The organism is Marisediminitalea alba (genome assembly GCF_002993365.1).
GTDB classification, from domain to species: domain Bacteria; phylum Pseudomonadota; class Gammaproteobacteria; order Enterobacterales; family Alteromonadaceae; genus Alteromonas; species Alteromonas alba.
The window spans coordinates 1-21,825 of record NZ_PVNP01000204.1; the positions used below are offsets into that span (position 1 = coordinate 1).

General features: G+C 48.6%; 23 protein-coding genes and 1 pseudogene. 17 read left to right on the forward strand and 7 right to left on the reverse strand.

Annotated features, from left to right (window positions below; all coding sequences use genetic code 11):
* A pseudogene (locus tag C6Y40_RS21195) lies at window positions 1-211 on the forward strand (IS1595 family transposase); the annotation flags it as partial.
* Between the two features lie 158 nt (window positions 212-369).
* Here C6Y40_RS21195 and C6Y40_RS21200 read toward each other — a convergent pair.
* Complete coding sequence (locus C6Y40_RS21200; protein WP_105936391.1) at window positions 370-2,151, reverse strand: choice-of-anchor I family protein; 1,782 nt, start codon at window positions 2,149-2,151, stop codon at window positions 370-372.
* Window positions 2,152-2,351: 200 nt separating this feature from the next.
* Here C6Y40_RS21200 and C6Y40_RS21205 point away from each other — a divergent pair, with 200 nt between their 5' ends.
* The gene (locus tag C6Y40_RS21205; RefSeq protein WP_105936392.1) at window positions 2,352-3,152 is read left to right on the forward strand and encodes a M48 family metallopeptidase; all 801 of its coding nucleotides are present in this window, start codon (window positions 2,352-2,354) and stop codon (window positions 3,150-3,152) included.
* Between the two features lie 51 nt (window positions 3,153-3,203).
* Here C6Y40_RS21205 and C6Y40_RS21210 read toward each other — a convergent pair whose 3' ends face one another.
* A complete protein-coding gene (locus tag C6Y40_RS21210; protein ID WP_105936393.1) occupies window positions 3,204-4,052 on the reverse strand; it encodes a mechanosensitive ion channel family protein in 849 nt (282 codons plus the stop codon).
* 390 nt (window positions 4,053-4,442) lie between these two features.
* Between C6Y40_RS21210 and C6Y40_RS24845 the strand changes: the two genes are divergently transcribed.
* From C6Y40_RS24845 to C6Y40_RS21235, 6 genes are all read left to right on the forward strand, one after another.
* Window positions 4,443-4,595: a hypothetical protein gene (locus C6Y40_RS24845; protein ID WP_164464649.1), complete on the forward strand. Its 153-nt coding sequence runs from the start codon at window positions 4,443-4,445 to the stop codon at window positions 4,593-4,595.
* Window positions 4,596-4,703: 108 nt separating this feature from the next.
* Window positions 4,704-5,432: a 16S rRNA (uracil(1498)-N(3))-methyltransferase gene (locus C6Y40_RS21215; RefSeq protein WP_105936394.1), complete on the forward strand. Its 729-nt coding sequence runs from the start codon at window positions 4,704-4,706 to the stop codon at window positions 5,430-5,432.
* 114 nt (window positions 5,433-5,546) lie between these two features.
* Complete coding sequence (gshB, locus tag C6Y40_RS21220; protein ID WP_105936395.1) at window positions 5,547-6,494, forward strand: glutathione synthase; 948 nt, start codon at window positions 5,547-5,549, stop codon at window positions 6,492-6,494.
* Between the two features lie 42 nt (window positions 6,495-6,536).
* Entirely contained in the window at window positions 6,537-7,103 is a 567-nt protein-coding gene (locus C6Y40_RS21225) for a YqgE/AlgH family protein (RefSeq protein WP_170308554.1), read from the forward strand.
* Window positions 7,096-7,527 carry a Holliday junction resolvase RuvX gene (ruvX, locus tag C6Y40_RS21230; protein ID WP_105936396.1) on the forward strand — a complete coding sequence of 144 codons (432 nt, stop codon included), beginning with the start codon at window positions 7,096-7,098 and terminating at the stop codon, window positions 7,525-7,527. Before C6Y40_RS21225 ends, ruvX begins: the two co-directional genes overlap by 8 nt.
* A gap of 130 nt (window positions 7,528-7,657) precedes the next feature.
* Window positions 7,658-8,050 (forward strand): phosphate-starvation-inducible PsiE family protein, encoded by a 393-nt coding sequence (locus C6Y40_RS21235; protein ID WP_205664810.1) that lies wholly within the window; start codon window positions 7,658-7,660, stop codon window positions 8,048-8,050.
* On the opposite strand, the gene C6Y40_RS21240 is transcribed toward C6Y40_RS21235, so the two are convergent.
* The 4 genes from C6Y40_RS21240 to C6Y40_RS21255 form a co-directional block, all read right to left on the reverse strand.
* On the reverse strand, window positions 8,047-8,835 hold the full coding sequence (locus tag C6Y40_RS21240) for a lipase family protein (protein WP_105936398.1): 789 nt from the start codon (window positions 8,833-8,835) through the stop codon (window positions 8,047-8,049). The genes C6Y40_RS21235 and C6Y40_RS21240 overlap by 4 nt on opposite strands.
* A gap of 87 nt (window positions 8,836-8,922) precedes the next feature.
* Window positions 8,923-9,228 (reverse strand): putative signal transducing protein, encoded by a 306-nt coding sequence (locus C6Y40_RS21245; RefSeq protein ID WP_105936399.1) that lies wholly within the window; start codon window positions 9,226-9,228, stop codon window positions 8,923-8,925.
* A gap of 3 nt (window positions 9,229-9,231) precedes the next feature.
* A complete protein-coding gene (locus C6Y40_RS21250; RefSeq protein ID WP_105936400.1) occupies window positions 9,232-10,347 on the reverse strand; it encodes a PilT/PilU family type 4a pilus ATPase in 1,116 nt (371 codons plus the stop codon).
* 11 nt (window positions 10,348-10,358) lie between these two features.
* Complete coding sequence (locus tag C6Y40_RS21255) at window positions 10,359-11,402, reverse strand: type IV pilus twitching motility protein PilT (RefSeq protein WP_105936401.1); 1,044 nt, start codon at window positions 11,400-11,402, stop codon at window positions 10,359-10,361.
* A gap of 38 nt (window positions 11,403-11,440) precedes the next feature.
* On the opposite strand from C6Y40_RS21255, the gene C6Y40_RS21260 reads away from it, so the two are divergent.
* The 6 genes from C6Y40_RS21260 to C6Y40_RS21285 all read left to right on the forward strand — a co-directional run bounded on the left by C6Y40_RS21260 (window position 11,441) and on the right by C6Y40_RS21285 (window position 17,521).
* Entirely contained in the window at window positions 11,441-12,136 is a 696-nt protein-coding gene (locus tag C6Y40_RS21260) for a YggS family pyridoxal phosphate-dependent enzyme (RefSeq protein ID WP_105936402.1), read from the forward strand.
* A 9-nt stretch (window positions 12,137-12,145) separates the two neighbouring features.
* Window positions 12,146-12,967 carry a pyrroline-5-carboxylate reductase gene (gene proC / locus C6Y40_RS21265; RefSeq protein WP_105936403.1) on the forward strand — a complete coding sequence of 274 codons (822 nt, stop codon included), beginning with the start codon at window positions 12,146-12,148 and terminating at the stop codon, window positions 12,965-12,967.
* A 13-nt stretch (window positions 12,968-12,980) separates the two neighbouring features.
* Window positions 12,981-13,520: a YggT family protein gene (locus C6Y40_RS21270; protein WP_105936404.1), complete on the forward strand. Its 540-nt coding sequence runs from the start codon at window positions 12,981-12,983 to the stop codon at window positions 13,518-13,520.
* 13 nt (window positions 13,521-13,533) lie between these two features.
* A complete protein-coding gene (locus C6Y40_RS21275) occupies window positions 13,534-13,971 on the forward strand; it encodes a DUF4426 domain-containing protein (RefSeq protein WP_105936405.1) in 438 nt (145 codons plus the stop codon).
* Window positions 13,972-14,060: 89 nt separating this feature from the next.
* Window positions 14,061-15,125 (forward strand): FUSC family protein, encoded by a 1,065-nt coding sequence (locus C6Y40_RS21280; RefSeq protein ID WP_170308555.1) that lies wholly within the window; start codon window positions 14,061-14,063, stop codon window positions 15,123-15,125.
* A gap of 104 nt (window positions 15,126-15,229) precedes the next feature.
* Window positions 15,230-17,521: a S9 family peptidase gene (locus C6Y40_RS21285; RefSeq protein ID WP_420836950.1), complete on the forward strand. Its 2,292-nt coding sequence runs from the start codon at window positions 15,230-15,232 to the stop codon at window positions 17,519-17,521.
* 77 nt (window positions 17,522-17,598) lie between these two features.
* Here the strand turns inward: C6Y40_RS21285 and yaaA are convergent, their stop codons facing one another.
* Window positions 17,599-18,372: a peroxide stress protein YaaA gene (gene yaaA, locus C6Y40_RS21290; RefSeq protein ID WP_105936408.1), complete on the reverse strand. Its 774-nt coding sequence runs from the start codon at window positions 18,370-18,372 to the stop codon at window positions 17,599-17,601.
* A gap of 320 nt (window positions 18,373-18,692) precedes the next feature.
* Between yaaA and tal the strand changes: the two genes are divergently transcribed.
* The 3 genes from tal to C6Y40_RS21305 all read left to right on the forward strand — a co-directional run bounded on the left by tal (window position 18,693) and on the right by C6Y40_RS21305 (window position 21,774).
* On the forward strand, window positions 18,693-19,655 hold the full coding sequence (gene tal, locus C6Y40_RS21295) for a transaldolase (RefSeq protein ID WP_105936409.1): 963 nt from the start codon (window positions 18,693-18,695) through the stop codon (window positions 19,653-19,655).
* Window positions 19,656-19,721: 66 nt separating this feature from the next.
* Complete coding sequence (gene pgi, locus C6Y40_RS21300; RefSeq protein WP_105936410.1) at window positions 19,722-21,371, forward strand: glucose-6-phosphate isomerase; 1,650 nt, start codon at window positions 19,722-19,724, stop codon at window positions 21,369-21,371.
* Window positions 21,372-21,597: 226 nt separating this feature from the next.
* On the forward strand, window positions 21,598-21,774 hold the full coding sequence (locus C6Y40_RS21305) for a DUF3545 family protein (protein ID WP_105936411.1): 177 nt from the start codon (window positions 21,598-21,600) through the stop codon (window positions 21,772-21,774).
* Window positions 21,775-21,825: the final 51 nt, after the last annotated feature.

Here is a 21,825-nt window from a genome sequence, read left to right on the forward strand (position 1 = left end):
GGCGGGAGGTGTTAAGGTGATAGATAAAGTCTTTCATATTCAGAATGTTAACGCCTATCACAGCCGTCTGAAAGCGTGGATGAAACGGTTTCACGGAGTAGCCACAAAATACTTGGAACACTACCTGGGTTGGTTCAGGTTTATGGATAATCCAGAAAACCTTAACGAAAACAGGCTCTTTTCGATTCAACAACAGTTAATCCGAACATAGCCAAACGTATAGTAAATCAGCGATTTTTCAAATTAACAGACAGAGAGGCTGAACGGCTATGGAGTAACACAGCATTGTTGGTTTGCAGTTGGCACCCCCTGCGCAAATTTACAGGAGGTGCAATCTTTAGCTATCCAGTATTACCGGATCTTCAGGGATTATTTTTGGGTAATTGAATATACCGCCACCGTACCGCTCACTTCGTTGCCCACAATCAGAGCGGGGGCACCGGTTGGGCTTTCATCTGCAGCAACAAACAGTAAGCTTTCGGGTGCCAAATCACCAATCGCATCACCTACAACCAATCCTTCGGTCACATCACGGTTATTGATGTATTCAACGAAGGACGCGTCGTAAGGGTTGGTGATGTCATAAACAAAAATGCCGCCCATTCTCTCCAGACCGATAAATGCGTAGGTACGCTCACCTACCTGACCGACGGTCAGTGCTTCAGGCTCAGGCCCCTTGTTTTCAGAACGTGAATCACCTTCGTTTTCATCGTCACCATTGTTAAAGGCACTTCCGTATAATGATGCCGTGATGCGTTCAAAGTCATCACCGGAATCAAATACGACTAAACCATTTTGGTCCCAGATAGTGAATGACCGGGCGCCATAACTATAAGCGGCATCGTACAGTCCATTGCCATCAGCATCGCCTAAGGCGTTGGTCACCCGCAGATCGTCGGCTTCACCATTCATCTGCAGCATTTCAAGCGCCGAGCCGGGCTCAGCATCAAGAGCCTTAATTTTCACTTCTTCGGTATACGCCAGACATTCTCTGTCGTCCCAATCCTGGCCGCCAGCAGCAGTACAATCCGTCTCACTCATGTCTTCAGAAATAAAGTATTCCCGCGCATCACCCTCGTTGGCAGTTAACAGAAAATCCGCGCCTTTCCAGCTAAACATAGCAATCGTGTCGGGCATATACACACCGTACAATCCTTCGTACTGACCGAAACTTACTTCACCGTCTTCCTGCACGTCGATATTCAGCCCGGCCCAGTTTTTGAACCCCAGACCCACTATGTCCATTGTCATCGTGTTCAGGTCAATTACCGCCACACCATTGTTTTCCTGCAATGTCACGTATGCCATCTCATTGCTGGCCGTGATGTATTCAGGCTCTAAATCCTGGGCAACCGAAGTTGTGATGGTCACACCATTGATTGTACGTCCGGCCGGGTTAGGGAAATGCATCCCCATAGCCATTAACTCAGCCTTTTGTCCGTTGAAGTCTGTAAAATCGAGCAGTGTAGCCTCATCAGCAGGAACGCCGTCGGTGACGTCGATAACGGCTACAGAACCTTCCGGGTCAACAGTATAATCGCCACCTGGTTCACCTTCATTGGCCACCAGCACTTTGCTACCATCCGGCGTAAACGTCACCATATCGGGTAGATTACCTACTTCTACCGCCTTTAATAGCGTTGGCGCAGACGCGGATACGCCGGTGTAGAACAGCACAAAACCGTTATCAGCCTTGGCGTCAGCAGGTACGGCTACAGCCAGTAAATCACCGGATAACGCAATACTGGTTAATCCGTCCAGAGCAACCCCGTCTACCTCGGTGGGCAAGGTAACTTCTGAACCTACGGTCAGATTTAAATCGGTAATCGGACTGTCCAGCGGCGCGTCAGACAAGTCACTGATATCTACCAGCGCAACCGTATTAGAATCACTGTTAGTGACGTAAACCATGCCACTTGCCACATCGTACTGAACAATTTCAGCAGCGCCTTCGGCTTCCAGTGATGCGCGGCCAATAACGGCCAGCTCAATGCCACGGGTTGCATCCTGACCATCTGCACCCACCGGACCGGCTTCCCCCTGAGGTCCTTGTGCACCGTCAGTACCGTCATCACCATCCAGGCTACAACCGCTTAACAGACCCGCTACAGTTAGCGCAAGTAAACTCGTTTTGAACATTGACGCTTTCATTGCATTTCCTTTTTTATAGTTAATTGAAGTATGCTTAGCAAAGACACTCACTGATCGAAACTTAACTATTTCAGCGTGTTAATCCTGCTTAAACGTCCAAGCGTAGAAAAGCCGAGTGACAGTTTCATGTCCCTTGAGTGACAGAAATGTGAAATCCCGAGTCGTAGCACGGCTGGCAGATTGAAAAAGGAATCAAATTGATGAAGTTATCCGCTTATGTACTGGCAATGGCAATGACTGCCAGCACCCTTGTTGGGTGTGCAACCTCACCTACCGGTCGCAATCAGATACTGTTGTTTGGCAGCGATCAGCTTAATGCCATTGGCGTTCAGGCCTTTGATGGCATGAAAAGCGAAATCCCGGTGTCCAAACAGCCTGCACAGAATCAGTACGTTCAGTGTGTGGCCGACACCTTATTACCCTACGTACCCTCGGGCGTGTATTCAGGCGACTGGGAAGTCGTGGTGTTCAATGACGATCAGGTTAACGCCTTCGCACTGCCCGGCGGTAAAATTGGCGTTTACACCGGCTTGCTAAAAGTGGCCACTAATCAGCATCAGTTGGCTGCTGTCATCGGTCATGAAATCGGCCACGTTATTGCGCAGCATGGTAACGAGCGGATGTCGCAGACGACCCTAATTCAAACCGGTTCGCAGGTTGCCAATCAGGTACTGGCAGCAAATCAGGTGCCTTATAACGCCGAAATTATGGGCGCACTGGGGCTCGGTTTGCAGTTGGGTGTACAGCTGCCGTTTAGCCGTACTCACGAATCAGAAGCCGATCTGATTGGTTTGCAGCTCATGGCTAAGGCCGGGTTTGATCCCCGTCAGTCCGTTGACTTGTGGCGTAATATGGAAGCGGCCAGCGGTGGGGAACGGCCAATGGAGTTGCTGTCAACTCACCCGGCCCCCGATAGCCGGATTAAAAATCTGCAGGCCAATATGGATGCGGCAATGGCCGACTATCAGGCCAGTCCCACAAAAGCCCGTTGCAGCCCGTAAATCGCGAACAAAAAAAACGGCTCTGAGAGCCGTTTTTTGCCTTTAAATGATTTATTCAGCGCTTTCTTTCTTCTCGGTGTTATCCGCTTCTTTGAAGAAATGCACATCCATTTGAGGGAATGGTATTGAAATACCTTCCTCGTCGAATCGTAATTTTACATTTTCAGTAAACGCCCACAATACTGCAAAATAATCTTCCTTTTTGACCCATGGGCGAACGGTAAAGTTTACACTGGAATCGCCTAGTGAAGACACGGCTACTACTGGCGCAGGCTCTTCTAAAATCCGCTCATCTTCCTTAACCATCTGCTCCAGAACATTTTTTGCCTTTAACAGATCATCGCCATACCCAATACCAAAAGTCATATCAACGCGGCGGTTTGTCATGGCTGAATAATTAATGATGTTGTCACCATAAATTTTACCATTTGGTACGATGATCTCTTTGTTGTCAGGGGTGTTCATAGAGCTGGTAAAAATGCCTATTTTCTTTACCGTACCTGCTACACCTGCAGCTTCAACATAATCACCGGCACGAAACGGTTTGAAAACAAGCAACATTACACCCGCAGCAAAGTTCTTCAGCGAGTCCTGTAACGATAAGCCAATTGCCAGACCAGCGGCACCTAGAATGGCAACTAACGACGTGGTATCGACACCTAATTCATCTAACGACGCTACAATCACAAACAGCATGAGAACTGCGTTAAGAATCGACTTCAAAAAATCGACCAGCATATCGTCGTACTTCGATTTCGACATCAACTTGCCGAACATTGAAATAATAATTCCAACAACCATCCTACCGATGACGAAAATAATAAGCGCCATCGCAATATTAATACCCCACGGAATCGCATAGGTATTAACGTACATTTCAATGTCTTCTTGAGTGAACATACTAAAATTCCTTTATTGTTTAGCTAACAGTAAGTTACCAGTGTTCGTGTGAACTGCGCAACAGAATTGGTTTTTTTGGGCTATAATTTCATTAAGCTGTCACACCCGCGACGTACTATTTTTTACAGATTTTACTGCTTAATTTGCTAATCAGTTGATTGCATTTGAGTTTTTAAAAAGGCCGTCTGAGCCCTTTTTTTTACTGGATCTGAGGACCGTAAACGACTATATTTTTTAGCGCAATTTTTCCAAAAGTTGGGAAATCGAATGCGCCTGAAAAGGTATTTAGGGTCATTCAGAAGTATTTGTAAGCATGCTTATGCATCATGTCTGGTCTGGCATAGTGTTGCAACTGCTTATAATCAGTAGAAATTTTTTAAGGAATAGAAAATGTTACTACTTAGTTGTCTATTTTTGGTTGTGTTATTTATTCTTGGTTATGCGCTCAAAGGCGACAAGGGAAAACACACCGTTCATGCCCGTCGCAATAAATCCATGGCGGTCAATCAGGCACAATCCATAAATACTTTTGCCTCGAAATAACAGTCGGCATCGCTGCAATAGCGCAGAATGTTGCAGCGATGTTTTGTTGTATTCCCCACGCAATGAAAGCTAAACTACCTGCCGTTTCACTTTGGTAAGATAGTCTTTATGCGTATCCCTCGTTTATTTCATCCTGACACCATCACTGTAGACAGTGAACTAACGTTAACTGCCGACGCAGCGCATCACGTAGCAAACGTTCTGCGCCTGAAGAGTGGTCATCCGATAGTGTTATTTAACGGTGACGGTAATGAATATCCGGCAACCATTATTCTGGCTCAACGGCGTCAGGTTGTCATCGAAGTGGATTCCCGGCTGGCCATCGACACGCAGTCGCCATTACCCCTGCACTTGGGCCAGGGGGTATCAAAGGGTGACCGTATGGACCTGGTTCTGCAAAAGGCCACGGAGCTGGGTGCAACAACCATCACACCATTAATTACAGAGCGCTGTCCGGTAAAACTGGATGAGTCCCGCTGGCAGAAAAAAATACTGCAGTGGCAAAAAATCATTCAGGGCGCGTGTGAGCAATGCGGCCGCAATACGCTGCCGGAGTTAAAGCCGGTCACCCTGCTTAAAGACTGGCTGGCCGACTCCACCTCACAAACCCGGCTGGTATTATCACCAGGCAGTCAACAACGCCTGACTCAGCTTACCACTAACCATGCGGGTTACCGTTTACTGATTGGTCCTGAAGGCGGACTATCCGATACCGAAGTGCATCAGTCTCAGGAAGCCGGTTTTACTGCCTGCTCCCTTGGGCCCAGAATTTTACGCACAGAAACTGCCGCAATCACCGGGCTTTCTGTGTTACAGGCAACGTTTGGCGATTTGTAATCGTTAATCCTGCGCCTGTAAGCTACTAAATAATACGACCAGTAACCGCATAATGACTTGAATTAAGCGGTTATTACCTCCATTTTTGTCTTATATGACTAAAGAGAGTGCGCTATGACCTATACCGTTGGCGTGGTAATGGACCCCATTGCCAAAATAAAACCAGAAAAAGACACCAGTTTCGCAATGATGTTAGAGGCCCAGCATCGCGGTGCGACAGTTATTTACCTCGAACTCAAAGATCTCTATATCGACAATGGCGTGCCTAAAGCCATTGGTTACCCGGTGACTGTGAGAGATCAGGCGCAGGATTTCTATACCCTTGGCGAAGAACAACAGTATCTGCTCGGTGAACTCGACGTTATTCTGATGCGTAAGGATCCGCCCTTCGACAGTGAGTTTTTGTATGCTACGCATATTCTTGACCTGGCTGAGCGTGCAGGCGCACTGGTAGTAAATAAACCGCAAAGCCTGCGGGACTTTAATGAGAAGCTGTTTACCGCCTACTTCCCGGCGCTTATACCGGATACGCTGGTCACCCGCAATGCTGCTCTGGTGCGCCAGTTCCATGCCAAACATAAGGATGTTATTTGCAAACCGCTTGATGGCATGGGCGGCGCTTCTATTTTCCGGATTAAGGAAGATGGTACTAATTTGGGCGTAATCATTGAAACCCTGACCAATAATGGCCAGAGCCAAATGATGGTGCAGGCCTACCTGCCGGCCATCAAAGACGGTGACAAGCGGGTACTGATAGTCAATGGTAAGGTAATGCCTTATTGTCTGGCTCGTTTACCTTCGGCTGGAGAAACACGTGGCAACCTGGCAGCCGGCGGCACAGGGCGACCCCAGCCCATCAGTGACAGCGACCGGGCACTGGCAGAAACCATCGCTCCGGTGTTGGTTGAGCGCGGGTTAATGTTTGTCGGGCTCGATGTGATTGGCGATCGCATCACTGAAATCAACGTTACCAGCCCTACCTGCGTTAGAGAAATCGAGCGCGCGTACGATATAAACATAATGGGCGAGTTATTTGACGCCATTGAAGCTAAACTTAACTAAGCCGTCGCCATTTTTGTAAGTCGGCCCAACGAGGTACTGAACATGACTGAACTGAAAAATCTGGCCAATCATTTTCTGATTGCCATGCCGTCAATGGAAGACCCGTTTTTTTCCCGCAGCCTGACCTATATTTGTGAACACAACGAAGAAGGTGCTATGGGTCTGGTGGTGAATCAACCTACCAATATGACCCTTAAAGAACTATTGGAACAGGCCGATAAAGACGCAGAAGTGGATGATGAGAAAGGTCAGCAAATCGTGCTGGCCGGTGGACCGGTGAGCCAGGAGCGCGGTTTTATTTTGCACAGCCCTCAGCCTGGCTGGAGCTCAAGCCTCAACCTGACCTCAGAAATTATGGTCACCACCTCCAAGGACATATTGGGTGCACTCGGCAATCACCGCGGGCCCGATCAGGCTATCATCACTTTAGGTTATGCCGGCTGGAGTGCGGGTCAACTGGAGCGGGAAATTCAGGAAAACTCCTGGCTGACTATCGAAGCTGATCCGAAAATTTTGTTTGATACGCCTATCCACCAGCGCTGGCAACTGGCGGTCAGCAGCCTGGGTATTGATGTCTGGCAGATCGCACCTGAGGTGGGTCATGCCTGAGGCCGGGCAACGCACTGTTCTGGCGTTTGATTTTGGCACTAAAAGCATTGGTGTGGCAATTGGTCAGGAAGTCACCGGCACCGCTGCGCCCTTAGAAGCGCTCACAGCCCGGGATGGCATCCCTGACTGGGATAAGATTCAAAAAATCTATGATGAATGGCAGCCGCATATCGTAGTAGTGGGTTTACCACTGAACATGGACGGCACTTCTCAGACCATGACCGAGCGGGCGCAGAAGTTTGCTAATCGCTTACACGGCCGCTTTAAGACACCAGTGACTACCTATGATGAGCGTTTAAGTACTGCCGATGCCAGAGCAACGCTTTTTGAATTAGGCGGTTATAAAAAACTGACCAAAGGTAAAGTTGACAGCGTGTCGGCCTGTTTGATTTTTACCAGTTGGTTTGAAAGCCTTTGGGATTAAATTTTCCGCTGCCAAAAACAATTCACGTGATCAATTAGCACTATAAAAATCATACTAAATAGTTATAGCCTTCCCCCAACGCTTCCATCACACTGATGAAAATTCCAACGGTAAGGGAGTGGTTATGTCGATGGCTAAATTTATTGAGCAAATCGAGAAGCTGCTGTTGATCCTCATCATGCTGGCAACGCTGGTAGCGGTGGGAGCAGAGATTATGCACATGGTTGAATATCGCACGGTGGAGTTGTCAGACCTGCTGCTGCTATTTATTTACGCCGAAGTTATGGGCATGTTGGCGGCTTATTACAACAGCAACCGTATTCCGGTAACCCTGCCGCTGATAATTGCCATGACTGCTCTCAGTCGAATGATAATCCTGCAAAGTAAAGAGCTGGATAAAATTGTCCTGATTTACGAATCTGGCAGCATTTTGCTGCTCAGCATCGCTGCGCTGATCATGAGTATTAAAGACAAATACAGCCTGGACAAACTGAAAAACCGGGTTATCCGCCAACCCGATTAGTGTTCATCAAACAAGCTTTTATTGCGGATATACTTGCGCATGTAATGGTAAGTAATCGGCCGCAACAGCCAGCTGTGCAACGACTTTAAAAAGCGTTCGTGGGTAGGCGTATTCTCGTAAATCTGATCATCGTGAAGCCAGAGCATCTTGCCCACATGCCAGAAGTAATAAGGAAACGGCGGCATAAAGGTCACCATATCCAGATCGCAACAAATGCGGTAGGTTTTATGGTGTAACAAATAGTGTTTGTTCCAGGCCCGGGTGGCCACAGCCGGTTGACCAAAGGTCACCACCCGTTTCACTGCTTTCTTATTCTGCCGCTCAAAGTAATCGGCCATCAACACCGCTACCGCGCCACCGGAAGAGTGCCCGGTAAACGTAAAGCGTTTGCCCTGCAGGCGTAATGGCTCCAGTACCTTTACCAGCAACTCGCGCAGGGGTAGCGCTTCGTTAATGGTTTTGGTGCTGGAAAACATGGGCTGATTGAGCAGCCGCTTGAATCCCCAGTGCACATAAAAATGGCGGTCTACTTGCTTAATCTTCGCCGGTACAAACACCATGTTAGCCAGCCAGTCTCTGATTCCCAGTGAGCCTCTGAACACTACGATGGCTTCTTTTTTATTATCCGTCCACAGAATGCGCACACTCATGCGACCATATTTATCCACCAGTTGGCGTTCATGAAAGGGCTCCAGCACCTTCTGGTAATTCTCTTCGGCGTCAGGATAAGCAAGCTGACAAAGAATGGCGTATCGCTCGTATTGATAACGCTTGAGTTTTTTCATGGATTAGTCGACAGACGGCAAATATTGCTTTGATGTCACTAATATACGGGAAAGCGCCGCAATAAGTACACTCTGTTTGTGTTTAAGCTAACACTTGGGGGACTGGCAATTCCAGCACAGATTAAATTCGGCGTCCTGAGGTTCCTGGCAGGTGCTGCATATCCAGGCTTCGGCGTTGTTATCTTCTTTAAGAGAAGTTAATACCCGCTCAGCAAACACCAGATCGTCGGCATTAATTAACCACAGTTCCGGTTCCAGATCCTGCGCCGGCAGTTCGCCCATGGCGCCACTGATAAACTGATTGCGCACCACACAAGGGATCCCCTGTGTGGTGAGTGCATCATAGTATTGCTGAATGACAAATGGCGTCACCCCTGATTTAAATCGGATCAAGGTTTAATCCATATCAATGGACACGCCGGATAACGAGCCCAGACCGTCGCTCTGTGGATTATTCGAATCCAGCTTAACCATCAGGCGCAAATCGTTCGGTGAATCAGCATGATGCAATGCCTGTTCAAGGTTGATTCGTCCGGTTTTATACAAATCAAACAAGGCCATATCAAAGGTTTGCATGCCCTGCTCCTTACCTTTTTCCATGGCCTCTTTAAGACTGCCAATTTCATTGCGCTGAATAAGGTCCCTAATCAGTGGCGAATTAAGCAGGATTTCAATGGCTGCTACCCTGCCCTTACCATCCACGGTGGGTACCAGTTGCTGAGCTACAATGGCACGGATATTCAGGCTTAGATCAAAGCGCAGTTTGTCGTGCTGATCTTTGGGCGCTAAATGCATGATCCGTTCAATGGCCTGGTTAGCATTATTGGCATGCAATGTAGCCACACACAAGTGACCGGTATCGGCAAACGACATAGCATATTCCATGGTTTCCATAGACCGGATCTCACCAATCAGGATGACATCTGGCGCCTGACGTAATGAGCTTTTCAGGGCATCATCAAAAGATTGCGTATCAATGCCTACTTCACGCTGGGTGACCACGCAATTTTTGTGTTCATGCACAAACTCAATAGGGTCTTCTATAGTCAGAATATGGCCATGGGAATGGGTATTGCGATGGCCTATTAAGGCCGCCAGTGAGGTAGATTTACCGGTGCCGGTTCCCCCCACAAACAACACCAGCCCTCGTTTAGACATAATAATGTCTTTAAGGACCGGCGGCAGGCCGAGATCCTCGGCATTGGGAATTTGCGTTACAATCCGCCGAATCACCATACCCGCCTGATCACGTTGCCAGAACGCGCTACAACGAAAACGACCAATGCCCTCCCGCGCAATAGCAAAGTTACATTCCTTGGTGGTATGAAACTCATCGCGCTGTTTATCACTCATGGCCTCATGGACTAAATCCAGCGCGGCCTGTTCGGTTAGCGATGTTTCCATCAGCGGCGTCAGCTTGCCGTTAATCTTGGCGCTTACCGCAAAGCCTGATGTCACAAATAGATCAGAGGCATCGCGGTCAACCATATTCTGTAACAGCTGATCAAGCATGGTAATTCTCCTTAAAACCCGGGCCGCTGTTGTTTATCAACCATCTTAGCCATGGCATCCTGTTGGGTAATCACGCCGGTAGCCACCAGGCGTTGTAAGCACTGATCCATGGTCTGCATGCCATGGGACTGGCCGGTTTGGATTACCGAGTACATTTGCGGCACTTTATCTTCACGAATTAGGTTACGGATTGCCGGTATGCCCACCATGATTTCATGAGCCGCAACCCGGCCACCGCCAATTTTCTTCAACAGGGTTTGCGAAATAACGGCACGCAGCGATTCCGACAACATAGAACGTACCATGGCTTTTTCTTCAGCCGGGAACACATCGATGATACGGTCGATGGTTTTAGGGGCCGAGTTGGTGTGCAGGGTACCAAACACCAGGTGGCCGGTTTCCGCCGCCGAAATGGCCAGACGAATGGTTTCCAAATCCCGTAATTCACCTACCAGAATCACGTCTGGATCTTCACGCAAAGCAGAACGCAGGGCGTTTGAGAAGCTGTGCGTATCGCGGTGAACTTCCCGCTGGTTAAGTACGCTTAACTTGTTTTCGTGCACAAATTCGATAGGGTCTTCGATGGTCAGGATGTGCTCGCGCTTGTGCGAGTTAATGTGATCGATCATGGCAGCCAGGGTGGTACTTTTACCCGAGCCGGTTGCACCGGTAACCAGTACAATTCCCGTGGGCTGGTTGATAATTTCCTTAAAAATGGCGGGCGCGCCTAAATCGTCCAGGGTCAGTACCTTGCTGGGGATGGTCCGAAGTACAGCCGCGGCGCCGCGGTTCTGAACAAAGGCATTAACCCGGAAGCGAGAAAGGTCTTTTACTTCAAAAGAAAAATCGGTTTCGAGATTTTCTTCGTATTCCTTACGTTGTTTGTCGTTCATGATTTCATAAACCAGCGCATGCACTTGTTTATGATCGAGCGGGTCAACGTTTAACCGACGCATTTCGCCATCCACCCGGATAATCGGAGGAAGGCCTGCGGACAAGTGAAGGTCTGATGCGTTATTCTTAACACTAAATGCTAAAAGTTCGGTAATATCCACAGCCTGACTTCTCCATAACCTGTAGGTAAGTTGTATTAATGCAAACAATAGCAGATCGACTGATAAACGCACGTCAAGAAATCGATAACGCCATAGCGTCTGCTAACCGTAATCCTCATTCTGTTAGATTACTGGCGGTTAGCAAGACCAAACCCGTATCAGATATCGAGCTAGCGTATGAAGCGGGACAACGATTGTTTGGTGAGAACTACATTCAGGAAGGCGTCGATAAAATTCAGACGCTTGAGCACTTGTCAGACATTGAATGGCACATGATTGGCCCCATACAATCAAATAAGACGAAAATTGTGGCTGAACATTTTGACTGGGTGCAGAGCATCGATCGTCTGAAAATTGCCAGACGACTTAACGACCAGCGCCCTGAGGGTATGCCACCATTAAACGTGTGTATTCAGCTCAATATAGAGCAGGAAACCACCAAGTCCGGCATTATTCCGGGCGAGCTGCCGGCACTGGTGCAAGAAATAATTAATCTTCCGCGGTTATGCTTACGGGGATTAATGGCAATTCCGGCAGCCGATGTAACACCACAAGCTCAGCATCAGACGCTCGCTGCACTGCAATCGTTGTATAATGATGTGGCAGCGCAGGTCGATACCGTGGATACCCTTTCTGTAGGGATGAGCGGTGATATGTGCGAAGCTATCGCCTATGGTTCAACCATGGTACGAATTGGCACCGCTATTTTTGGTGCCCGACAACAGCAAAATTAAAGGAGACTCATGCAACATCGTAAACTTGCATTTATTGGCGCGGGAAATATGACCCGTAGTATCGTTGCCGGACTGGTCGCGTCTGGTTATCCCAAAGAGGCCATCATTGCCAGTAACCGTTCTCGGCCAAAACTCGACGCCTTACAGGAAGAACGGGGCATTAATGTTACCCAATCCAACGACGAAGCCTGCCAGTTTGCCGATGCCATTGTGTTATCCGTAAAACCGCAAATGATGGCGGATGTGTGCGCGGCGATGCAGCAAAATACCGATTTTGCCGGCAAACTTTTTGTTTCCATCGCAGCAGGCCTGCCGGTGGCCCGGTTACAGGAAATGCTCGGTGGTGAGTATCCGGTAGTACGGGTAATGCCCAACACGCCAAGTTTACTGGGCAAAGGGATGTCGGGACTGTATGCCGACGACAGTGTGGAGCAAGCAGACCGCGATTACGTTGCCGATGTAATGGGCGCCGTAGGTAAAACTCTGTGGGTTGAAAAAGAAGACGACATCAATGGCGTTATTGCTGCTGCCGGCAGCAGTCCTGCCTATTTCTTCTTATTTTTACAGGCCATGCAGGAAGAGTGTATGGCGCAGGGATTTTCTCAGGCCGACGCCCGAGTATTAGTGCAACAGGCAATGCTGGGCGCAGCCGAAATGGTATGCGAAAACCCACAGTTGGAGCTCAGCGAGCTGCGTGCTCAGGTCACATCGAAGGGAGGCACTACTGCCGCTGCATGTAATTCGTTAATCGACAGCGATTTGCAGGGCATTGTTGCCAAGGCAATGCAGTCCGCCGTTGCGCGGGCTGAAGAAATGGCTACTTTATTTTAGATAGGAACATTCAATGAGCGCTTCGGTTTTTCTGATCACCACGATATTTAACCTTTATCTGATGGTGGTGTTATTGCGGCTTTGGTTACAGATGGCGAGGGCTGACTTTTACAATCCGTTTAGTCAGTTTGTGGTTAAAGCCACGCATCCGATTGTTGGTCCGTTGCGACGGATTATTCCGTCCATTGGTACCTTTGATGTGGCCACCCTGGTGCTGGCGATTCTGGTCGCGATGGCGAAGTACCTGGTGCTCAACCTGCTGTTTGGTGGCAACATTAATCCCGTGGGCCTGGTGATCATTTCATTACTGGATGTGGTCAAAGAGTTTCTCACCCTGGTATTCTGGGTGCTTATCTTACGTGCCGTACTGAGCTGGGTTTCTCAGGGACGTAATCCCATCGAATACGTCATGCAACAACTCACAGAGCCGTTTCTGGCCCCTATCCGGCGCATTATTCCGCCGATTGGCGGACTCGACTTATCGGTACTGATTGCCATTATAGCCCTGCAGGCGTTACAGCTGGTACTGCGTGATTACTTACCTTATTACTAAGCAGAGGTGAACTATGGGTCGACTCCGCGTTTTTTATAAACTGTTATTTGCGCTCCTGTTACTGCCGTTGGCATTTACTGCCAGCGCCGAACAAAAAGAGCAGCTGGGGGACTGGGACGTTCATTACATTGTAGTCAACTCGACGTTTTTTAGTCCCCAAATCGCCCGTCAGTACGGCGTAGTCCGCAGTAAGTACAACGCGCTGGTAAATATATCTGTGCTTAACAGCGACACTCAGCAAGCACAAACAGTGAGTATGCAGGGCACGGCAACCAACCTGCTTGGCACCGAAAAAAAACTTAACTTTAAAAAAGTTCAGGAAGGTGAAGCGATTTACTACCTGGCCGTGTTTAGCTTTCGCCATGAAGAAACTTACCGCTTTAATATCGAGATCCGCCGGGGTAACACGGTAGAAAATCTTAAATTTCAGCAGAAGATGTACGTGGACTAATCCTTAGCAGGTACCCCGGCACGGTAATTCCGTTGCCGGGGTAGCTAAATGCAGACTCAATGTCAGCAACCCGTAACGGAGAAACCAGGGTGACGCGCCCAATACGGCATAAACTATCAGCCACAGCAAAACAGGCACATAACGGTTTCTTATATAGCCTGAAATCACTTTTTACTATTAATCCCATTCCCCGTCCGTTATCGCTAATCGCTCTCTGCTCTTTTTGCATGGCTTTGCCACTGTTACTTGGCGTACTCAGTGACAACCTGGAAGCTGGCCTTACAGCTTGTATTGGTGCGCTTCTGGGATTGTACAGCCCCTCTTTTACCCCTGGCTACCGGGCCCGTGCGCTGCTGAAAATGATAATTCCATTTGGCGCTTCGTTTACCCTCGGGCTTATAACTGCTCGCTATTTACCCGCCTCAGCTTTTTTCCTTGGGCTGGTTGCGCTGATAGCGATCTACCTTGCCTTGTATAAAAAGATGCGCCCACCGGCCGGGTTCTTTTTCATTATGGTGTGCTGTCTGAGCAAAACCCATCATGTACCAACAGACCATATTCCTGTCATTGCCAGCGCTTTTTTTGCCGGTAGCCTGATGGTAACGATTGCCGTTTGGCTTCACGACCGCATAATGGTGAAAGACAAACCGAAACAAGTCACCGACCCGGCACAACCACTCTGGCAACCTGCCGCATTCGTAAAAGCGCTGGTCGCCGGAATAACCGTTGGCGGCAGTTATTATCTGGCCAGCCTGGGTGGTATTGATAATCCGTACTGGGTACCCATTACAGTTGCTGCCATCTTGCAAGGCCAACGGATGACCGAGTTCTGGCAACGCTCTTTGCACCGGGCCACGGGCACGGCGCTGGGCATGTTACTTGCCGCTGGTATTTTTGCCCTGTCTCCTTCGCCGCTGGTACTGATCCTGCTGTTGTTTGTGCTGGCGTTTACTATCGAAATGCTGATCACCAAAAATTATGCACTGGCGTGTATTTTCATTACGCCATTAACCGTTATCCTTGCCCACACTGCGCCGATTGGTTACAGCGCTCAAACGCTTATCATTGCCCGTATGACAGATGTATTAATTGGCGTTGCTTTTGCTCTGTTGGCCGGGGTAATACTCAAACTTCTGCCGGTAGAAAACCGCTGAGCGGTATCTTTCAGACTACCAAATTGCTTGTTTTAAGTGCCCTATCCATTACACTTTTGCTGGAAGAATAATCCTCTACATCAATAATAACGACGGAACTCACATTGAAAAAGTTAACGCAATCCCTGATCACAGGCGTTGGTTTGCTTGCTCTGTTTGGCTGTGCCCCGAGCGGGCAACAAAACGCTGAGCCTGCCCCAACCTTATCTCTCGAACGCATTTATACTGATAAAGAATTTAACAGTGAACGTGCGCCCTATTTTCGCTGGCTGGATGATGGCAGCGGCTACACAGTGCCCGAAGCGCGCAGTAAAAATACTCAGCAAACTGATGATGACAGCCACGGCGTAACCGGCAATGACATCGTTTTTTATCAGCCTGATGGCAGCGGCCGCAAGGTGCTGGTAACTGTAGAACAGCTCACTCCTGAAGGCGCAGATGACGCCCTGAGTATTGAAAACTACCAATGGTCCGAAGACGGCAAATGGGCTCTGATTTTTACTAACGGGCAAAAGGTCTGGCGGCACCGCACCCGAGGTGACTACTGGGTGTTGAACCTGGAGTCTGACTCACTCTACCAACTCGGTGGCGAGACACCCAAAGAAACGAGCCTGATGTTCGCCAAGTTCAGCCCTGACAGCCAGAAAGTGGCCTATGTACAGGACAACAATATCTATGTGGAAACCCTGGGTAGCAAAAACGTCACCGCGCTTACTACCGATGGCAGCGATACCATTATCAATGGTAATTTCGACTGGGTATATGAAGAAGAGTTTTCAATTACCGATGGTTTTCGCTGGAGTCCTGATAGTAAAGCAATAGCTTACTGGCAGCTTGATCAATCCGGTGTTGAATACTTTACCATGATCAACAATACCGACTCGCTTTACCCAACCCTCACGCGTTTTCCCTACCCCAAGGCTGGTGAGCAAAACTCAGCAGTAAAGGTGGGTGTGGTGTCACTTGCTGACCAACAAACTCACTGGGCACCGCTCTCCGGCGACAATCGCGACCGCTATGTGCCACGCATCAGTTGGGCAGGTACCGGCGAGGAAGTGCTGATTCAGGATGTTAATCGTCCACAAAATACCAATGTACTGCGGTTGTTTAACTGGCAGGAAAATACCCTGAAAACCATCTATACCGATCAGGATGATGCCTTCCTTGAGTGGTATTATGCGGCTGAGTGGCAAGAAGATGGCAGTCATTTTGTGTTCCACAGTGAGCGTGACGGCTGGCGGCATCTGTACCGGATTTCCCGGGATGGCAAGTCAATTATCGATCTGACCCCCGGTGACTATGATATCGTGGATTTGATCACGATTAATGAAGCCACTAACAGTATTTACTTCACCGCTTCACCGGATGCACCAGAACAGCGCTTTTTGTTTAAAGGTTCATTGGATGGCACTACCCCGGTTGAACAGCTGACACCGGCAAAATTTACCGGCAATAACCGCTATTACATGTCAAAAGATGCCAGCTATGCCATGCATACCCACAGCCGGTTTAATCAACCAGCCAGTAGCCAGATCATCAAAACAGCGGGTCATGAGCCTATCACCCAACTGACCACCAATGAGGAACTAAAAGCGCAATTGGCCAAAGAATCTCTGCCACAACACAAGTTTTTCCGGGTTGAAGCCAGAGATGGTGTACCGCTGGACGGCTGGATTATGTTCCCGCCAGATATGGCCCCTGAAAAGAAGTATCCGATTATTTTTTACGTTTATGGCGAACCCTGGGGCTCTACCGTTCAGGATAGCTGGGGTGGTAGCGGCTATTTGTGGAATAGTATGATGGCGCAGAAGGGCTTTATCATGGTATCGGTAGATAATCGCGGCACCCGCGCCCCGAAAGGCCGGGACTGGCGCAAATCGATTTACAAGAAAATAGGCAGTATCACGGTGCGCGATCAGGCCGATGCCCTGGACGCCATGGCGGTCCGTTGGCCGCAAATAGACACCAGCCGGGTTGGTGTATGGGGCCATTCCGGTGGCGGTAGCTCAACCCTTAACCTGTTGTTCAGACACCCAGACAAATTCCATGTTGGGGTAGCCCAGGCACCAGTGGCTGATATCCGCTATTACGATACCATCTACCAGGAACGCTACGCCGGTAATCCTAAAAACGATCCGGGCAGTTACACGCAGACATCGCCCATCACCTTTGCCAAAGACTTACAGGGCGAGCTGCTACTGGTGCACGGTACCGGCGATGATAACGTTCACTATCAGGGCACGGAGGCATTAATTAACGAGCTGGTGAAACACAATAAACAGTTTGAGTTTATGTCCTACCCCAACCGCAGCCACCGCATTAGTGAAGGCGACGGTACCACGTTGCACCTGCAAACAATGAAAACCAACTTCTTCCTTGAGCACCTGCAACCTTAAGCAGCGCTCAGCACAGCAAACATAAAAAACGCAGCATGGCATCACGCCTGCTGCGTTTTCTTAGCTTAACGCATGCGCTACTGCTCTTCGCGTAAAAACACCAGCTCCGTCGTTGTACTTTGCTCTTCACTATAATAATAACCGGCCGTATCAAAGGCTTTCAGACCGTCTACATCCTTAACCTGATGTTGGATAATATAGCGGGCCATCAGTCCCCGTGCCTTTTTGGCGAAGAAGCTGATAATTTTGTACTGACCGTTTTTCTTGTCTTTAAACACGGGCGTGATGATCATGCCATCAAGCGCTGCTTTCTTAACAGACTTGAAGTATTCGTTCGACGCCAGGTTAATCAGCACATTATCACCCTGAGCTTCGAGCGCCTCATTAAGCACTTTGGTAATTCTGTTGTCCCAGTATTCATACAGGTTTTTACCGCGGGAGTTCTCCAGCTTAGTGCCCATTTCCAACCGGTAAGCCTGCATCAGGTCCAGCGGTCGCAAAACACCATAAAGGCCCGAAAGGATCCGCAGATGCTGCTGGGCGTAAGCGATATCTTCATCACTTAAACTCTGGGCATCAAGGCCAGTGTACACATCACCGTTGAACGCAAACAGTGCCTGGCGCGCATTGTCGTCGGTAAACGGCACGCTGAACTCAGCAAAACGGTTGGCATTCAGGGTCGCCAGTTTGTCACTGATCTTCATCAGTGAACCAAGTTGAGCAGGGCTTAATTCCTTACATTCTTCGGCGAGCGTCGAGGCATCATCCAACAGCTCAGGCTGGGTATATTCGCTAACCGGAACAGAGGACTCGTAATCTAAATTTTTGGCTGGGGATACAACAACTAACATGCTTTCTCCTATTTCTTTACCGGAGAGTATACCACTGTTAATTACGTCAATCAGGCACTAAAAATCGATTAGCAGGTTCAATAAAATGGGTCAGAACAAACCGCAAAACGGGTTTTACCCACACCGGTGCTTATGAAAACTGTACAGCGCTTTATTTTAAAGCGATAGCGCACCGTCAGCGGTTAACCTCAACCGAAGATTGTTATACACTGAGTAAAACACGTCATAAAAATTCAAGACGGCACCCTACAGCAAATTTAACCGGCCCGTACCATCTGTACTGATGGCACGGCCACCACTTATTCAGGATATAACAGACTATGAGTAACCAGCTTGAATCGCTCCGTAAATTAACCACTGTAGTTGCCGATACCGGCGACATTGATGCCATTAAAAAGTATCAGCCAGTGGATGCGACCACCAACCCGTCACTACTGCTTAAAGCCGCCAGCCTGCCACAATATGCTGCGCTTATTGATGACGCAGTCAGCTGGGCCGCCAGTCAGTCTGATGATGCCGGGCAACAACTTACCGACGCATCAGACAAGCTTGCGGTAGCTATTGGTAAAGAAATTTCTGGCAGCATTCCTGGCCGTATTTCTACCGAAGTGGATGCCCGTTTATCGTTTGATACCGAAGCCACCATCGCCAAGGCGAAGCGCCTGGTCCAACTGTATGCGGATGCCGGTATCGACAAGTCGAAAATCCTTATTAAGATTGCCTCTACCTGGGAAGGTATCAAAGCAGCAGAAGTACTGGAAAAAGAAGGCATCAACTGTAACCTGACACTGCTATTCAGCTTTGCCCAGGCTCGTGCGTGCGCAGAAGCCGGTGCGTTCCTGATCTCCCCGTTTGTTGGGCGTATTCTGGACTGGTACAAAAAAGCAACAGGTAAAGACAGCTACGCAGCTAACGAAGACCCGGGTGTAGTTTCTGTTACCAGCATCTACAATTACTACAAAGCCAATGGATATAAAACTATCGTGATGGGCGCCAGCTTCCGTAACATTGGCGAAATCCTTGAGCTGGCCGGTTGCGACCGTCTGACCATAAGCCCGCAGTTACTTGAAGAACTGGCCAATGCGCCGGGTGAAGTGGCCGCTAAACTAACCGATAACGGCGCTACTGAGCAGCCGGGTGCAGCGCTTACCGAAGCTGAGTTCCGTTGGGATATGAATGAAGATGCCATGGCAACAGAGAAGCTGGCAGAAGGTATTCGCAACTTCGCTGCCGATCAGGAAAAACTGGAAACAATGTTAAAAGACAAACTTGATAATTTGTAATACAATATTAACATTAAATTGAAATTATCAACCATCTTTACTGATTAGTTTTTGTAGGAAATAAGTATGACAACGCTCACGGAATCAGCCCAGTGGCAAACGCTTGAATCACTGGCCCAACTGGTTAAAAAAGAACATATGCGTAACTGGTTTGCCGGTGACGAAAACCGCGCTGCCGAAATGAATGCAGAGGCCTGCGGTATTTATATCGACTTTTCCAAAAACCGGGTGACCAAAGATGTATTAAAAGCCCTGTTTGACCTGGCTGATGAGCGTGGTGTCGCCCAGCATCGCGATGCAATGTTCAACGGCGATATCATTAACAATACCGAAGGCCGTGCAGTATTGCATACCGCGTTACGTAACTTTTCGGGTCAGTCGGTGATGGTCGACGGCGAAGATGTGATGCCGGAAGTGCTCGCCACGTTGGAGAAAATTGAGGCATTCACGCACAGTATTCACAGCGGTGAGCACAAAGGTTATACCGGCAAAGCGATTAAACACATTGTGGCGATTGGTATCGGCGGCTCCTTCTTAGGGCCGAAGATCATGACCGAAGCCCTCAAACCCTATCAGCAGGATGCAGTAAAAGTGCATTTTGTGGCCAACGTTGATGGCTGCCACATTACTGACGTACTTGCTGAGATGGACCATGAAGATACACTTATCGTGATGTCTTCTAAGTCTTTCTCAACGCAGGAAACTCTGCAAAATACGCTAACCGCCAAAGACTGGTTCCTTAAACAGGGCGGTAAACAGGAAGATATCGCCAAGCACTTTGTTGCCGTATCTTCCAATGTTAAAGCCGCTACCGAGTTCGGAATTGCTGAAGAAAACATCTTCCCGATGTGGGACTGGGTAGGCGGTCGTTATTCGTTGTGGTCTGCCATCGGTCTGCCAATTTCCTTATGCCTCGGCTTTGCCAATTTTAAAGGCCTGCTGGAAGGTGCTTTTGCCATGGACGAGCACTTTAAATCGGCCCCTAATGAGCAGAACCTGCCGGTTATCCTGGCAGTGCTGGGCATTTGGTATCGCAACTTCTTTGGGGCGCAGTCTCACGTTATGTTGCCTTACTACCATTATCTGCGAGGTTTACCTGCGTATGTACAGCAACTCGACATGGAAAGTAACGGCAAGATGGTGACACAGGATGGCGATGCTATCGGTTACGAAACCGGACCGATCATCTGGGGTAGTGAAGGAACTAACGGTCAGCACAGTTTCCACCAGCTTATTCACCAGGGGCACGGCGTTATTCCGGCAGACTTTCTGCTGCCATTAAACGTGCCTAATCAGGACGACACCCATCACGCGATGCTGGCCTCTAACTGCTTTGGTCAGGCCCAGGCTCTGATGCAGGGCAAATCCTTTGACGACTGCTATGCAGACTTAGCCGACAAAGGGCTGGACGAAGCAGAGCGTAAACGTCTGGCTCAGCATAAAACCATGCCGGGCAACAAACCCAGCAACACCATTTTATTTGAAAAGCTGGATCCGTTTACACTTGGCGCGCTGGTTGCAATGTATGAACATAAGGTGTTCGTACAAGGTGTTATCTGGCAGCTTAATTCCTTTGACCAATGGGGCGTAGAATTAGGTAAAGTCCTTGGAAATCAAGTGTTAGCGGGAATTCAGGGGAATACAGAAGCAGAGACTTTTGACAGCTCAACCCAGGATCTGATTAACCGCTTTAAGCAAGCCAATGCACCAAAATAAACATTACTGGTTATAATCTGAGCCAATAATGTGCAAAACAGAGGGAACCGTTCACGGGGTCCCTCTGTACATAAGAACACCACGGATTGTCATCGCAGCGTCATAATTTGTTAATTAAAAGTAAACAAAACTATTTTAATCTAACGATAGCTGTGGTACAAAAATTGTCAGGGGTCAATAAAGACACACTGACAGTGTAGTTAGCGGTAATAACAAGGAGATCTCCGTGGATACTTCAGATCTATTTGCAATGCTTAACCTAGACGAAACTTCTACCAAAACCAAGAGTAAAAAACGAAAGTGGAGAGAAATCGAAGCAATTAAAGACCGGTATCAACTTGAAAAGGAACTCGCTGATATCGACATGAGTTTTGACATGGCTTTAGAAGAAAGCGCACGCTAAGAATACACAACGACCACATCAATGATGTGGTCGTTTGCGTTTAGGGTGTCT

Bases quoted from the DNA above. Each gene is read 5' to 3' on its own strand.
- C6Y40_RS21260 (WP_105936402.1), top strand. From the start codon at position 11,441: ATGCAAACAATAGCAGATCGACTGATAAACGCACGTCAAGAAATCGAT.
- tal (WP_105936409.1), top strand. From the start codon at position 18,693: ATGAGTAACCAGCTTGAATCGCTCCGTAAATTAACCACTGTAGTTGCC.
- ruvX (WP_105936396.1), top strand. From the start codon at position 7,096: ATGCCTGAGGCCGGGCAACGCACTGTTCTGGCGTTTGATTTTGGCACT.
- proC (WP_105936403.1), top strand. From the start codon at position 12,146: ATGCAACATCGTAAACTTGCATTTATTGGCGCGGGAAATATGACCCGT.
- C6Y40_RS21275 (WP_105936405.1), top strand. From the start codon at position 13,534: ATGGGTCGACTCCGCGTTTTTTATAAACTGTTATTTGCGCTCCTGTTA.
- C6Y40_RS21240 (WP_105936398.1), bottom strand. From the start codon at position 8,835: ATGAAAAAACTCAAGCGTTATCAATACGAGCGATACGCCATTCTTTGT.
- C6Y40_RS21225 (WP_170308554.1), top strand. From the start codon at position 6,537: ATGACTGAACTGAAAAATCTGGCCAATCATTTTCTGATTGCCATGCCG.
- gshB (WP_105936395.1), top strand. From the start codon at position 5,547: ATGACCTATACCGTTGGCGTGGTAATGGACCCCATTGCCAAAATAAAA.
- yaaA (WP_105936408.1), bottom strand. From the start codon at position 18,372: ATGTTAGTTGTTGTATCCCCAGCCAAAAATTTAGATTACGAGTCCTCT.
- C6Y40_RS21210 (WP_105936393.1), bottom strand. From the start codon at position 4,052: ATGTTCACTCAAGAAGACATTGAAATGTACGTTAATACCTATGCGATT.
- C6Y40_RS21235 (WP_205664810.1), top strand. From the start codon at position 7,658: ATGGCTAAATTTATTGAGCAAATCGAGAAGCTGCTGTTGATCCTCATC.
- C6Y40_RS21215 (WP_105936394.1), top strand. From the start codon at position 4,704: ATGCGTATCCCTCGTTTATTTCATCCTGACACCATCACTGTAGACAGT.
- C6Y40_RS21200 (WP_105936391.1), bottom strand. From the start codon at position 2,151: ATGAAAGCGTCAATGTTCAAAACGAGTTTACTTGCGCTAACTGTAGCG.
- C6Y40_RS24845 (WP_164464649.1), top strand. From the start codon at position 4,443: ATGTTACTACTTAGTTGTCTATTTTTGGTTGTGTTATTTATTCTTGGT.
- C6Y40_RS21270 (WP_105936404.1), top strand. From the start codon at position 12,981: ATGAGCGCTTCGGTTTTTCTGATCACCACGATATTTAACCTTTATCTG.
- C6Y40_RS21205 (WP_105936392.1), top strand. From the start codon at position 2,352: ATGAAGTTATCCGCTTATGTACTGGCAATGGCAATGACTGCCAGCACC.
- C6Y40_RS21250 (WP_105936400.1), bottom strand. From the start codon at position 10,347: ATGCTTGATCAGCTGTTACAGAATATGGTTGACCGCGATGCCTCTGAT.
- pgi (WP_105936410.1), top strand. From the start codon at position 19,722: ATGACAACGCTCACGGAATCAGCCCAGTGGCAAACGCTTGAATCACTG.